Genomic DNA, 12,140 nt, shown 5'->3' with positions numbered 1-12,140 from the left:
TTTTCTCATTTTTGTAATTGTTAATTATTATATTATTTTTTTCAAAGCTTTGCAAATTTACTTTTTTTTGTTTATAAATTTTTGAATATTCTGGATTTATCAGAAAAACATGAAATCAATTCTTATTTGATTAAATGTGCGTAAAGTTATGGTTCATGTAAAGAATCAATTTCAAAAAAGAAAAAGCGGCCCAGTTTCATGGACCGCCTTGCTGAGAAAAAAATATTATTTTTATTGGTATTTTGTCGCCATGGCCGAACCGACCGGTCAGACGATGATATTAGACCGGGCTCGCATCCACCGGGATCGGGTCTCGTGGTCTATCATCTTGATAATCAGAGAGCATTTGTCCGACCGGATCACACCACCCGACCGGATGATGCACGCGGGAACGTCAGACCAGTTTCTTCAAGGTCGGAGACGCCTTGAAACGGACGGTCTTCCCGGCCTTCACCTTGATCTCCTCGCCCGTGCGCGGGTTCACGCCCTTGCGGGCCTTGGTCTTGCGGACCGTGAACGTCCCGAAGCTCGGCAGGGTAAATTTGCCGTTTTTCTTGAGTTCCTTGACGATGGCTTCAATCAGGTCCGTGGCAGCGCGGTTGGCTGCAACGCCGGTGATCTCGGCTGAACCCTGAATAACCTCGGCGATAAACGCTTTCGACATGGTCGAAGCCTCTTTCCTGTCTAAGATCGGCTTTCGAGCCGATGCCGGCCTTTCCGGCGGTTGGACAATCTGTCGGTACGGCCAACAACGAATCGGCCGGGCGCGATTTTTGTAGCGATTCGGTGCATTTTTCAACACTCGAAAACGCATTTGGGCGATTTTTGGCTTCTGGCGCCGCTTTTAAACAAAGATGAGCGCTCGGAAATCAATAAACCATGTTATTTAAGAATATAATCGCCGATATATACGGAAATTCTTAGAGCCCGAATCTGAATGGTAGTGCGACTATCGGTGACGGGCGATTTTTCGTGTGAGCAGGCGGATATGGGCGAGGAAGAGCCATGCGGTGGCGCTGGTAACGGTGGCCTCGAAATCCCTTGCGAGACGTCGGCATCTGCCGAGCCAGGCGAAGGTTCTTTCTACCACCCAGCGCCGCGGCAGGAGTTCAAACCCGCTCGCGGCGTCGGAGCGCTTTACGATCTGTATGGTCCATTTGCCGATTTTGGCGAGGCGTCCATTGAGTTTAGGACCGGCATAACCGCCGTCAGCGAATATGTGCCGCAACCAGGGATACAGGGATTTGACGGATTTGAGCACGTCGGGCGCCCCGTCGCGGTCCTGAATACCGGCATGATGAACGACGGCACCGACGAGGTGGCCGATTGTATCTGTGATGATGTGGCGCTTGCGGCCCTTGATCTTCTTTCCGGCATCGAACCCGCGCGGCCCGCCGGCTTCGGTGGTCTTGACCGACTGACTGTCGATCACACCGGCTGTGGGCGAAGCCTCGCGTCCGGCCATTTCCCGCGCCTGCATGACTAGGACGTGATTGATGCGATCGAACGTGCCGTCACGACAGAAGCGGTAGAAATACCCCTGCACGGTGGTGAACGGAGCGAATTCCTTCGGGATCTGGCGCCACTGACAGCCGGTTGCCAGCATGTAGAAGATGGCCTCCACAATCCTTCGAAGCGCCACCCTTCGGGGTCGGCCTCGATGCTGCGGAGCGGGCATGAACGGCTCGATCATGGCCCATTCAGCGTCGGTGAGGTCGCTTGCGTAGCGCAATCCGGCCCGGCAATATCGTCGCCGAGCGATTTCAGTCCAGGTCATCGTGTCTCCGTCCGTCTTCGCAAACGAACTGAATCACAACTTACTGAAATCGCTCAACTATCTTTTTCGGTCCGGCTCTTAGACAAAATCGTCCACCATCCGCAGCCCGTGCACCATCCGATCCATCGGGATCGAACCGTGCTCTCGGCCAACCCCTCAAAATCCCGGGCCGATCACCCGCGCATGCCGCCGCGACAGGCGCCGGCTTAGATGAAAGCCATGACGACGACACCGCCGAGGAAGGATATTCCGCCCAAAAGGGCGGCAACGAGCCCAAACGCGGTCACCTCCGTCACCACGGAAACCGATGCCAGCACGATCGCAATCTGCAAGAGACCGACCACGACTTCCAGCTGATGATAGCGTTCGAGCTGATGGTCGCGCACCTCGGCCTGGCGTTCCGCCTGCGCCCGCAGCTGCGCCTTGCCCTCTCCACCATCGGGGTCGGATGCCTCGTGCTCGGCCCGCGCCTCTGCGGCCCGGGCGGCTTGCGTCACACCAGGGTCGGGGGATCGCAACGAAAGCGCTTTCAGAACCTGGGCCTGGGCGGTCGCGATATCGGCCTTGATCGCCTTGGCCTGGTAGAAAGACCATGTGTCGTTCACCGCGATCTGCTTGGCGATATAGTCATTCTGCGCCGATTTTTCCCCCATCTCGCAAATCGCGAGCCCCGCCGCGAGAATGCCGATGAGCAGCGCCATGCGCCGCGCATGAAGGTTTTCGGGATGTTCGCGCAGGTGCTTGTGCCGCTCGAGGCTATCGGTCGCCGTTTCAATACCGTCCATGCTTCCACCATTGTCTCCGGCCGGGCACCAGCACCCGCGGCCGCATCAGAGCACCTTCCGGTCCATCCGATCGGATGATGCTCTATCCTAAAGCATCGCTCACGAAAACGGGATCAGCTCTTGGCGGGAAGGATCAGCCCGGACCCGGCGTCTGAGGCGGGCGCGGGCACAGGCGTTCCATAAACGTCGCGCGCCCGCTTGAGGAAAGCGGCGACCATCCGGCGCACCGCCTCGGCGAACACCGCGCCGATGGCCTTTTGCAGAATGAGGCTGCGGAACTCGAAATCCACATAGAAATCGATCATCGTGCCGCGCTCGTCCGGCAGGAATCGCCACTCGTTGCGCAAATATCGGAAAGGCCCGTTCTCGTAGCGGACATGGATATGCTCGGGCGCGTTCAGCATCACGCGGGAGGTGAAACTCTCGCGGAACGGACCGAAGCCAATGGTGAGATCGGCCAGCATTTCATCGCCGCGCTGCGAGCGGACGCGCGCACCGATGCACCAGGGCAGGAATTGCGGATATTTCCCCACATCAGCCACCAGATCGAACATCTGGCCGGGCTGGTAGAGAACCAGTTTCCGCTCCGTGTAGCGCGGCATGCTCAGGCCGCGCGCCGGGCGGCCCGGGCTTCGCGCAGGGCGGCGAAATCGGCATCCGCGTGATAGGAGGAGCGGGTCAGCGGCGTCGCCGAAACCATCAGGAACCCCTTGGCGCGGGCCATGGCGGCAAGTTCGGCGAACTCGTCCGGCGTGACGAACCGGTCGACCGCGGCGTGCTTGACCGTCGGCTGGAGATACTGGCCGATGGTGAGGAAATCCACATCGGCGACGCGCAGATCGTCCATCACCTGGCCGATCTCGCTGCGGTCCTCGCCCAGCCCGGCCATCAGACCGGATTTGGTGAAGATGCCGGGGTCGAGCTGCTTCACCCGGTCGAGCAGGCGGAGCGACTGGTAATAGCGCGCCCCAGGGCGGATCATGGGGTAAAGCCGCGGCACGGTTTCGAGATTGTGGTTGAACACGTCCGGCCGGGCGGCGACCACCACCTCCAGCGCGCCGGGCTTGCGCAGGAAATCCGGGGTGAGAATCTCGATCGTGGTGGCGGGCGCCGCGGCGCGGATCGCGCCGATCACCGCCGCGAAATGCGCCGCGCCGCCATCATCGAGATCGTCGCGGTCGACCGAGGTGATCACGACATGCTGCAAGCCCAGCCGGGCCACGGCATCGGCCACGCGCGCCGGCTCATCGGCGGCGAGCGGCGCCGGCTGGCCGGTGGTGACGTTGCAGAAGGCGCAGGCGCGGGTGCAGATCTCGCCCATGATCATCATGGTCGCGTGACGCTGCGACCAGCATTCGCCGATATTCGGGCAGGCCGCCTCCTCGCACACCGTCACCAGCTTGGCCTCGCGCATCAGCGCGCGGGTCTCGTGATAGACGGGGTGATTGGGCGCCTTCACCCTGATCCAGGCGGGTTTCCGCTGGATCGGATTATCCGGCCGGTGCTGCTTTTCCGGGTGGCGGGGCTTGCCGCCCCCGGCATTCCGGTGATCGATCTCGACGCGCATGATGGATCAGAAGTGGATGACCTGCCCATAGGCGTCAAGCACCGATTCATGCATCGCTTCACTGATCGTGGGGTGGGGGAAGACGGTGTGCATCAGTTCAGCCTCGGTGGTTTCGAGCTGCCGGGCGACGACATAGCCCTGGATCATCTCGGTCACCTCGGCGCCGGCCATGTGCGCACCCAGCAACTCGCCGGTCTCGGCGTCGAACACGGTCTTGATCATGCCCTCGGGTTCGCCCATGGCGATCGCCTTGCCGTTGCCGATGAAGGGGAACCGGCCGACCTTGACCTTGCGGCCGGCTTCCTTCGCCTTCGCCTCCGTCATGCCGACCGAGGCGACCTGCGGGCGGCAATAGGTGCAGCCGGGGATGTTCCAGGTCTCGAACGGATGCGGCTTCAGCCCCGCGATATGCTCGATGCAGACCACACCCTCGTGGCTGGCCTTGTGGGCGAGCCAGGGCGGGCCGGTGAGATCGCCGATCGCGTAGATGCCCTCGACGCCGGTGCGGCCGAAACCATCGACCACCACATGCGTGCGCTCGACCTTCACGCCGGCCTGCTCAAGGCCGAGATTTTCGACATTGCCGACGATGCCGACCGCGGAGATCACCCGCTCGGCGGTGATTTTCTGCGCCTTTCCGCCGGCCTCGACGGTGACGGTCACGCTGTCCTTGCCCTTCTCGACACCCTTCACGCTCGCGCCAACGAGCAGCTTCATGCCCTGTTTCTCGAACTGCTTGTGCATGAAGGCCGAGATTTCCTCATCCTCCACCGGCAGGATGCGCGGCAGCGCCTCGATCACCGTCACCTCCGCCCCCATGTTGCGGTAGAAGCTTGCGAACTCGATGCCGATCGCGCCGGAGCCGATCACCACCAAGGATTTCGGCATGATGTCGGGCACCATCGCCTCGCGATACGACCAGATGAACTTGCCGTCCGGCTCGATGCCGGGCAGGGCGCGGGCGCGGGCACCGGTGGCGAGGATGATGTGCTTCGCCTTCAGGGTGGCGACCGGCTTGCCGTCCTTCTCGACCGCGAGCGTCCCCTTGCCGGCGAGCCTGCCGGTGCCGTCGAACACCGTCACCTTGTTCTTCCTGAGCAGATGGCTGACGCCGGAGGACAGCTGCTTCGCCACCCCGCGCGAACGCTTCACCACCTTGTCGAGATCGAACTTCACGTTCTCGGCGGAGAAGCCGTATTCGGGCAGGGTGTGAAGCAGATGATTGATCTCGGAGGAGCGAAGCAGCGCCTTGGTCGGAATGCAGCCCCAGTTCAGGCAAATCCCGCCAAGGTTCTCGCGCTCGACCAGGGCCACCTTCAGCTTGAGCTGCGCGCCGCGGATCGCGGTCACATAGCCGCCGGGGCCGCCGCCCACCACCACCACGTCGAAACTCTGATCGGTCATTGTTCTGCTCCTATGCGGCAAGGGCGGCGAGGGCCTCGCCCTTCAGACGGTAGCGCGTCCACTGGTCGATCGGGACGGCGCCGAGGGATTGATAGAAATCGATGGCGGGGCGGTTCCAGTCGAGCACCGACCATTCGAGCCGGGCGCAGCCGAGCCGGACCGCCTCGCGCGCGAGATGGCGCAGCAGGGCGCGACCGATGCCCCGCCCCCGCGCCGCGGGCAGGACGAACAGGTCTTCGAGATAGAGCCCGGCCCGGCCGGTCCAGGTCGAGAAGCTGGTGAAGAACAGCGCGAAGCCGGCGACCGCGCCATCGGCCTCGGCCAGCACGGCGCGGGCGAGAGGCTGCGCGCCGAACAGCGCCTCGTGCAGCATCGGCGCCGTCATCTCGACCTCGTGCGGCGCCTTTTCATAGTCGGCGAGCGCATGAACAAGATCGAGCAGCACGGCAATGTCGGCCGGTGAAGCGGGGCGAAGCGTTACCGCCGCCGCCGCGACTCCGGCCGAATGGTCGCTCAAAGCATCAGCCCCAGCGGCTGTTCGACGATGGCCTTGAACGCCGCGAGGAATTCGGCGCCCACCGCGCCATCCACCACGCGGTGATCGCAGGAGAGCGTGACGGTCATCATTGTGGCGATGGCGATCTGCTCGCCCTTCACCACCGGCCGCTTCTCGCCGGCGCCGATGGCGAGAATGCCGCCCTGCGGCGGGTTGATGATCGCCGAGAACGAGCTGATCCCATACATGCCGAGATTGGAGATCGAGAACGAACCGCCCTGGAACTCGTCCGGCTTCAGCTTGCCGGCCTTGGCGCGGGCGGCGAGATCCTTCATCTCGTTGCTGATCGCGGCCAGCCCCTTCTGGTCCGCCTTGCGGATGATCGGTGTGATCAACCCGTCCGGGATCGCGACGGCAACCGAAATGTCCACGTCGTGATAGCGGATCATCGCCTCCTCGGTGAACGAGGCGTTGGCCGCCGGAACGCGGCGCAGCGCCACGGCGACCGCCTTGATGATCAGGTCGTTGACCGAGAGCTTGAACGCGCCCGGCCCGTCTTTCGGCGATTGCGCGTTGAGGTCGGCGCGCAGCTTGAGCAGCGCGTCGAGGTCCACATCCATCGACAGATAGAAATGCGGAATGGTCTGCTTCGCGGTCTGCAGCCGCTTCGCGATCACCTTGCGCATCGAGGAATGCGGGATGGCATCGTGCGGCGCGGTGATCGGCGCGGCCGGCGCGGCGGCGGCGGGCGCCGGCGCGGCGGCCTTCGGTGCCGGTGCCGGCGCCGGTGCCGCGGTCGCCGGGGCCTTGCCGCGGGCGGCGTCGATATCCGCCTTGACGATCCGCCCATTCGGGCCGCTGCCTTGCAACGAGGCGAGGTCGATTCCCGCCTGCTGCGCCATGCGGCGGGCGAGCGGCGAGGCGAAGACGCGCTCGCCGTGGCCGGTTCTCCCTTCCACCGGCGCGGCCACGGGCGCGGCAGCCGGGGCGGACGTTGCCGGCGCTTCAGGTGCTGCGGCGGCTTTCGGCGCGGGGGCGGCGGGCGCATTGTCGGGCACATTCTCGCCAGGCTCGACGAGAATGGCGATCGGCGCGTTCACCGCGACATTCTCGGTCCCGGCCGCGACGAGGATCTTGCCGAGAACGCCCTCGTCCACGGCCTCGACCTCCATCGTCGCCTTGTCGGTCTCGATCTCGGCGATGACGTCGCCGGCCTTGATCGTCTCGCCTTCCTTCTTGAGCCAGCGCGCCAGCGTGCCTTCCGTCATGGTGGGCGAGAGCGCCGGCATCAGGATGTTCGTGGCCATGTTCGCGCCTCCCTCAGAACAGTTTCTTGACGGCGCCGACGACCCAGTCCGGCTGGGGCAGCGCGAGCTTTTCGAGATTGGCGGCGTAGGGCATCGGCACGTCGAGCCCGGCGACGCGGGTCGGCGGCGCGTCCAGCCAGTCGAACGCGTGCTCGGTGATCTGCATCGCGATCTCGGCGCCGATGCCGGCGAAGGGCCAGCCTTCCTCGACCGAGACGACGCGGTTGGTCTTCTTCACCGAGGCCACGATGGTCTCGATGTCGAGCGGACGGATCGTGCGCAGGTTGATCACCTCGGCCGAAATGCCATGCTGGTCCAGCGCCTCGGCCGCCTTGAGCGCGACATCGACCATCAGCGAGAAGGCGACGATGGTGACATCCTCACCCACGCGCTCGACCTTGGCTTTGCCGATCGGCAGGATGAAGTCATCATCGGTCGGGCACTGGTGCTTGTGGCCGTAGAGAATCTCGTTTTCGAGGAAGATGACCGGGTTCGGATCGCGGATCGCGGCGCGGAGCAGGCCCTTGGCATCCGCCGCCGACCACGGTGCGACGACCTTCAGGCCCGGGCAATGCGCATACCACGAGGCGTAGCACTGGCTGTGCTGCGCGGCGACGCGGGCGGCAGCACCATTTGGCCCGCGAAAGACGATGGGACAGCCCATCTGCCCGCCGGACATGTAGAGCGTCTTCGCCGCCGAGTTGATGATCTGGTCGATCGCCTGCATGGCGAAGTTGAAGGTCATGAACTCGACGATCGGCTTGAGGCCGGACATCGCCGCCCCCACCGCCATGCCGGTGAAGCCGTGCTCGGTGATTGGCGTGTCGATCACGCGTTTCGCGCCGAACTCGTCGAGCAACCCCTGGCTGATCTTGTAGGCGCCCTGATACTGGGCAACCTCCTCACCCATCAGGAACACGTCGGCATCGCGCCGCATCTCGGCCGCCATCGCATCGCGCAACGCCTCGCGGACGGTGATCTCCTGCGTCGGGCCCCAATCCGTCTCGGCGGCCGGCGCAATCTCGGCGGGCGGCGCCTTCGGCGCGGCGGCGGGCTGGTGCGCGGGCGCCGCCTGCGGCGCCGGGGCGGGGACCGGAGCGGCGGCCGGGGCGCCGGCTTTCTCGCCATGCGCGCCGAGCACGGCGATCGGCGTGTTCACGGCGACGTTTTCCGTCCCCTCATCGACGAGAATCCCGAGCAGTTCGCCCTCGTCCACCGCCTCGACCTCCATCGTCGCCTTGTCGGTCTCGATCTCGGCCAGAACGTCGCCGGCCTTGACCTGGTCGCCGACCTTCTTCAGCCATCTGGCGAGCTTGCCCTCGGTCATCGTCGGCGACAGCGCGGGCATCAGAACGTCCGTGGTCATGCTCAGCCCTCCACCATCACATCGGTCCAGAGTTCGGATTCATCGGGTTCGGGGCTCTGCTGCGCGAAATCGGCGGCATCCTGCACCCGCTTCTTGATGTCGTCGTCGATCGATTTGAACATTTCGTCGGTCACCCCCAGCGCCTCGAGCGCCTTGCGGGCGAGATCGATGCAATCGTGCTCGGTCCGCATCTTCTGCACCTCCTCGCGGGTGCGGTATTTCGCGGGGTCGGACATCGAGTGGCCGCGATAGCGATAGGTCTTCATCTCCAGCAGGAACGGGCCATTGCCGGCCCGGCAATGCGCGACCGCCTGCTCGCCGGCCTCCTTGACGGCCTGAACGTCCATGCCATCGACCTGCAGGCCCGGAATGCTCCAGGGCGAACCGTTCTGGCTGAGATCGCGCGAGGCCGACGCGCGCTCGACGCTGGTACCCATGCCGTAGCGGTTGTTCTCGATGATGAAGATCACCGGCAGCTTCATCAGCGCCGCGAGGTTGAAGCTCTCGAACACCTGCCCCTGGTTCGAGGCGCCCTCGCCGAAATAGGTCAGGCAGACCCGGTCATTGCCGCGATAGTGATTGGCGAAGGCGAGGCCGGCGCCAAGCGAAACCTGCGCGCCGACGATGCCGTGCCCGCCGAAGAAGCCCTTCTCCTTCGAGAACATGTGCATCGAGCCGCCCTTGCCCCTGGAATAGCCGCCGGCGCGGCCGGTCAGCTCGGCCATAACGCCTTTCGGGTCCATGTCGCAGGCGATCATGTGGCCGTGATCGCGATATGAGGTGATGACCTGATCCCCCGGCTCGATCGCCATCTGCATGCCGGTCACCACCGCTTCCTGCCCGATATAGAGATGGCAGAACCCGCCGATCAGCCCCATGCCGTAGAGCTGCCCGGCCTTTTCCTCGAACCGGCGGATCAGCAGCATCTTCCCGTAGGCGGCGAGCAACTCGTCCCGGTCCATCGCCGGCTGTCTCTGGCTGGTCCGCCTGCGGGCGGCTGGCTGGGCTTTTGCGCCTGTCGGTCTGGTACGGCTGGCCACGATCATTCCCCTCCGTCGGTTGATGGTTTCTCCATGCGTCGGATCGGCCGATCAAAGCAAGCGGGAATTGAAAATTCAATGATGTTGCAACGCAATATTCAAGTTAACCAGAAAGCAGTTAATGTCTTGCCTCCGCAAGGCGCAATGGCGCGGCGGGCGCCATTCACGCCCTTGACGCAAGGCAGCACGACCCTGCGCGCGCGGTAACGTTTACGGATGCTTTCCCTGCCGGGCGGCGGGCTGCGCGGCGCCGGCCGGGCCGGACGCGGCCGGAACCGCGGCGCCCGCCGCGCCATTGGCCGCTTGCTTGCCGAGCGGCACCGCGAGATCGCCGGGATCGGCCAGGTTGAGAACCGCCCTCGCCTGCTCGTTGAGCATGTCCGGCGCGATGGCATGGTGACGCAGCGCGTTCACCCGCGCCTGCCAGCGGTCGCGCCGGATCGCGACATCGTGCAGCGCCTGCCGGTCCTGCGCCAGTACCGCCTGGTCTCGGCGCTGGGCGACGATGCCGCGCGAGCCGTTGATGGCGTTGAAGACAAAATACGCCGTCACGGCGAGAAACAGGAACGGCAACACAAGCCCGCGCAGGCGCCGCTTCATCGCGGTCTCCGGACAGGGCGGAACATCGGCTGCAACATGCTCACGCCCCCTGCATGCCCGCGCGCCGGGGGGTTTCGCAAGAGGCTTTGCCGGCATGGGCCGGGTATGAAAATTTTGTAAGCCATAATTCGCCCTGAAATCAGCCGTCTCGGCGCCATCATACAATGGTGTCTGGCGGATCGAGACGACAGGAGATTCTGACATGAACGCTCGAAGCACAGGATCGGCGAAATGGCTGGGCCGGATGATCGCGGCAGCCATGGTGGCCGGACTCGGCCTCGCGGCAACCGGTGCGACGGCCTATGCCGACCCGCCCTGGCACCACGACGGCGGCGACCGCGGCGGCTGGCATCACCGCGACTGGCATCACCAAGACTGGCATCATGAGGACGACGATGGCTGGCGCGGCGGATATGCCTATGCGCCGCCGCCGGCCTATTACCCGCCGCCGCCGGTCTATTACGCGCCGCCGCCGCCGGTTTATGTCGGCCCGCCGAGCGTGTCCTTCGGCGTGAACATCCCCCTCGGTCACTGAACCATGATCGCCCGCAAACCGGCCTTCAGCATCGCCTGAAGGTCGGGCAAGGCGAGGGCGATGCACCCCTCGGTCGGCGACCAGTCCGCCCGCGCGACATGCAGGAAAATCGCCGATCCCGCGCCGCGCACCACCGGATCGTCGTTCCATCCGAGCACGCCGACGACATCATACACCCCGTCCTCCCGCCAGAGCGCCTCGTGGCGCGCCGGGTGCGGCCGGCGGATCAGGCGGTTGTAGTCGGGATGCGCGGGATCGTCGCACCAGCCATCATCGGGCGCCAGCGGTTCGCGCGGCACCGCGCAGGCGGGCGATGCCAGCCGGTCGGCCCGGTAGAGCACCCGGCGGAGCGGCAGCAGGCCGCGCGGTGTCGCGCCATCGCCCTCGCGCTTGAGCGCGGCGATGCCACCGCAGCCAAGGGCGGCACGGCAGCGCAGCCCCGCGGCCGGGAGGAGAATCGTCCCGTCCGCCAGCACAATCGCAGTTGTCTCGTCGGGCCCGGCCATCGCCGCCTAGTCCAGCAAGTGGCCGAAGCGACGCGCCTTTGTCTGCAGATAGGCGTCGTTCACCCCGTTCGGCGCGATGACATGCGGCGTCCGCTCGACGACATCGACGCCACACGCGGCAAGCCCCGCCACCTTGTCCGGGTTGTTGGTCAGCAGGCGGATATGGTCGAGGTCGAGTTCCGCGAGCATCGCGGCCGCGATATGGAAATTCCGCTCATCCGCCTGCCAGCCAAGCGCACGGTTGGCATCGAGCGTGTCGAGGCCGCGATCCTGCAGCGTATAGGCCCGCAGCTTGTTGATCAGCCCGATCCCCCGCCCCTCCTGCGCGAGATACAGCACGACGCCGCCCCCCTCCTCCGCCATCCGCCGGATCGCGCCCCTGAGCTGCGGCCCGCAGTCGCACCGCAGCGAACCCAGCAGGTCGCCGGTAAAGCACTCGGAATGGACCCGCACGAGCGGCGCGGCCTGGGCGCGCGGATCGCCGATCAGGATCGCCATATGCTCGATCCCCTGATCGAGCGCGCGGAAGGCGACGAGCCGCGCATCGGGCGCATCGTCGAGCGGCACCGCGACCTCGGCGACACGATGCAGCGTCGCGGCCACATTGGTGTTGTAGCCGAGCAGGTCCGCCGCCGGAACGGCGAGCAGGCCGCCGCCAAGCGGCAGCGACGCCCAGCCCGGCCGCACCGGTGCCGCGATCATCGCCGGCAGCAGGCGGGCGAGCTTGCCAAGGGCGAGGGCGGCATCGGCCAGAGGC

Annotated in this window: 14 protein-coding genes; 1 reads left to right on the top strand and 13 read right to left on the bottom strand. The window is 64.9% G+C overall.

Annotated features, from left to right (window positions below; all coding sequences use genetic code 11):
• Nucleotides 1-394 precede the first annotated feature (394 nt).
• From ACIDOCELLA78_RS89365 to ACIDOCELLA78_RS89315, 11 genes are all read right to left on the bottom strand, one after another.
• Nucleotides 395-664: an HU family DNA-binding protein gene (locus ACIDOCELLA78_RS89365; RefSeq protein ID WP_174503198.1), complete on the bottom strand. Its 270-nt coding sequence runs from the start codon at nt 662-664 to the stop codon at nt 395-397.
• Between the two features lie 285 nt (nt 665-949).
• Complete coding sequence (locus ACIDOCELLA78_RS89360; protein ID WP_201727504.1) at nt 950-1,777, bottom strand: IS5 family transposase; 828 nt, start codon at nt 1,775-1,777, stop codon at nt 950-952.
• Nucleotides 1,778-1,983: 206 nt separating this feature from the next.
• The gene (locus ACIDOCELLA78_RS89355) at nt 1,984-2,478 is read right to left on the bottom strand and encodes a DUF4337 family protein (protein WP_249675859.1); all 495 of its coding nucleotides are present in this window, start codon (nt 2,476-2,478) and stop codon (nt 1,984-1,986) included.
• Between the two features lie 197 nt (nt 2,479-2,675).
• Nucleotides 2,676-3,164: a type II toxin-antitoxin system RatA family toxin gene (locus ACIDOCELLA78_RS89350; protein ID WP_201728762.1), complete on the bottom strand. Its 489-nt coding sequence runs from the start codon at nt 3,162-3,164 to the stop codon at nt 2,676-2,678.
• Between the two features lie 2 nt (nt 3,165-3,166).
• Nucleotides 3,167-4,129, bottom strand: coding sequence for a lipoyl synthase (gene lipA / locus ACIDOCELLA78_RS89345; protein ID WP_201728761.1), 963 nt, complete (start codon nt 4,127-4,129; stop codon nt 3,167-3,169).
• A 6-nt stretch (nt 4,130-4,135) separates the two neighbouring features.
• Complete coding sequence (gene lpdA, locus ACIDOCELLA78_RS89340) at nt 4,136-5,533, bottom strand: dihydrolipoyl dehydrogenase (RefSeq protein ID WP_201728760.1); 1,398 nt, start codon at nt 5,531-5,533, stop codon at nt 4,136-4,138.
• A 10-nt stretch (nt 5,534-5,543) separates the two neighbouring features.
• Nucleotides 5,544-6,050 carry a GNAT family N-acetyltransferase gene (locus ACIDOCELLA78_RS89335; RefSeq protein ID WP_201728759.1) on the bottom strand — a complete coding sequence of 169 codons (507 nt, stop codon included), beginning with the start codon at nt 6,048-6,050 and terminating at the stop codon, nt 5,544-5,546.
• A complete protein-coding gene (locus tag ACIDOCELLA78_RS89330) occupies nt 6,047-7,336 on the bottom strand; it encodes a pyruvate dehydrogenase complex dihydrolipoamide acetyltransferase (protein WP_201728758.1) in 1,290 nt (429 codons plus the stop codon). Before ACIDOCELLA78_RS89330 ends, ACIDOCELLA78_RS89335 begins: the two co-directional genes overlap by 4 nt.
• A 13-nt stretch (nt 7,337-7,349) precedes the next feature.
• On the bottom strand, nt 7,350-8,702 hold the full coding sequence (locus ACIDOCELLA78_RS89325) for a pyruvate dehydrogenase complex E1 component subunit beta (RefSeq protein ID WP_201728757.1): 1,353 nt from the start codon (nt 8,700-8,702) through the stop codon (nt 7,350-7,352).
• 2 nt (nt 8,703-8,704) lie between these two features.
• Entirely contained in the window at nt 8,705-9,664 is a 960-nt protein-coding gene (pdhA, locus tag ACIDOCELLA78_RS89320; protein ID WP_201728756.1) for a pyruvate dehydrogenase (acetyl-transferring) E1 component subunit alpha, read from the bottom strand.
• Nucleotides 9,665-9,952: 288 nt separating this feature from the next.
• Complete coding sequence (locus ACIDOCELLA78_RS89315) at nt 9,953-10,342, bottom strand: septum formation initiator family protein (protein WP_201728755.1); 390 nt, start codon at nt 10,340-10,342, stop codon at nt 9,953-9,955.
• A 202-nt stretch (nt 10,343-10,544) separates the two neighbouring features.
• Between ACIDOCELLA78_RS89315 and ACIDOCELLA78_RS89310 the strand changes: the two genes are divergently transcribed.
• Nucleotides 10,545-10,877: a hypothetical protein gene (locus ACIDOCELLA78_RS89310; RefSeq protein ID WP_249675855.1), complete on the top strand. Its 333-nt coding sequence runs from the start codon at nt 10,545-10,547 to the stop codon at nt 10,875-10,877.
• Here ACIDOCELLA78_RS89310 and ACIDOCELLA78_RS89305 read toward each other — a convergent pair.
• On the bottom strand, nt 10,871-11,383 hold the full coding sequence (locus tag ACIDOCELLA78_RS89305) for a L,D-transpeptidase (RefSeq protein WP_201728754.1): 513 nt from the start codon (nt 11,381-11,383) through the stop codon (nt 10,871-10,873). The two genes, ACIDOCELLA78_RS89310 and ACIDOCELLA78_RS89305, sit on opposite strands and share 7 nt — an antisense overlap.
• Before the next feature lie 6 nt (nt 11,384-11,389).
• Nucleotides 11,390-12,140: GTP cyclohydrolase II (gene ribA, locus ACIDOCELLA78_RS89300; protein ID WP_249675851.1), on the bottom strand; the 751-nt coding region annotated here is incomplete at its 5' end.

The organism is Acidocella sp. C78 (genome assembly GCF_907164655.1).
Note: the sequence above shows the minus strand (reverse complement) of the source record. Positions and strands in the feature narration are given on the sequence as shown.

Coding starts and splice junctions, on each gene's coding strand:
- ACIDOCELLA78_RS89365 (WP_174503198.1), bottom strand. CDS start 664: ATGTCGAAAGCGTTTATCGCCGAGGTTATTCAGGGTTCAGCCGAGATC.
- ACIDOCELLA78_RS89360 (WP_201727504.1), bottom strand. CDS start 1,777: ATGACCTGGACTGAAATCGCTCGGCGACGATATTGCCGGGCCGGATTG.
- ACIDOCELLA78_RS89355 (WP_249675859.1), bottom strand. CDS start 2,478: ATGGCGCTGCTCATCGGCATTCTCGCGGCGGGGCTCGCGATTTGCGAG.
- ACIDOCELLA78_RS89350 (WP_201728762.1), bottom strand. CDS start 3,164: ATGCCGCGCTACACGGAGCGGAAACTGGTTCTCTACCAGCCCGGCCAG.
- lipA (WP_201728761.1), bottom strand. CDS start 4,129: ATGCGCGTCGAGATCGATCACCGGAATGCCGGGGGCGGCAAGCCCCGC.
- lpdA (WP_201728760.1), bottom strand. CDS start 5,533: ATGACCGATCAGAGTTTCGACGTGGTGGTGGTGGGCGGCGGCCCCGGC.
- ACIDOCELLA78_RS89330 (WP_201728758.1), bottom strand. CDS start 7,336: ATGGCCACGAACATCCTGATGCCGGCGCTCTCGCCCACCATGACGGAA.
- ACIDOCELLA78_RS89325 (WP_201728757.1), bottom strand. CDS start 8,702: ATGACCACGGACGTTCTGATGCCCGCGCTGTCGCCGACGATGACCGAG.
- pdhA (WP_201728756.1), bottom strand. CDS start 9,664: ATGGACCGGGACGAGTTGCTCGCCGCCTACGGGAAGATGCTGCTGATC.
- ACIDOCELLA78_RS89315 (WP_201728755.1), bottom strand. CDS start 10,342: ATGAAGCGGCGCCTGCGCGGGCTTGTGTTGCCGTTCCTGTTTCTCGCC.
- ACIDOCELLA78_RS89310 (WP_249675855.1), top strand. CDS start 10,545: ATGAACGCTCGAAGCACAGGATCGGCGAAATGGCTGGGCCGGATGATC.
- ACIDOCELLA78_RS89305 (WP_201728754.1), bottom strand. CDS start 11,383: ATGGCCGGGCCCGACGAGACAACTGCGATTGTGCTGGCGGACGGGACG.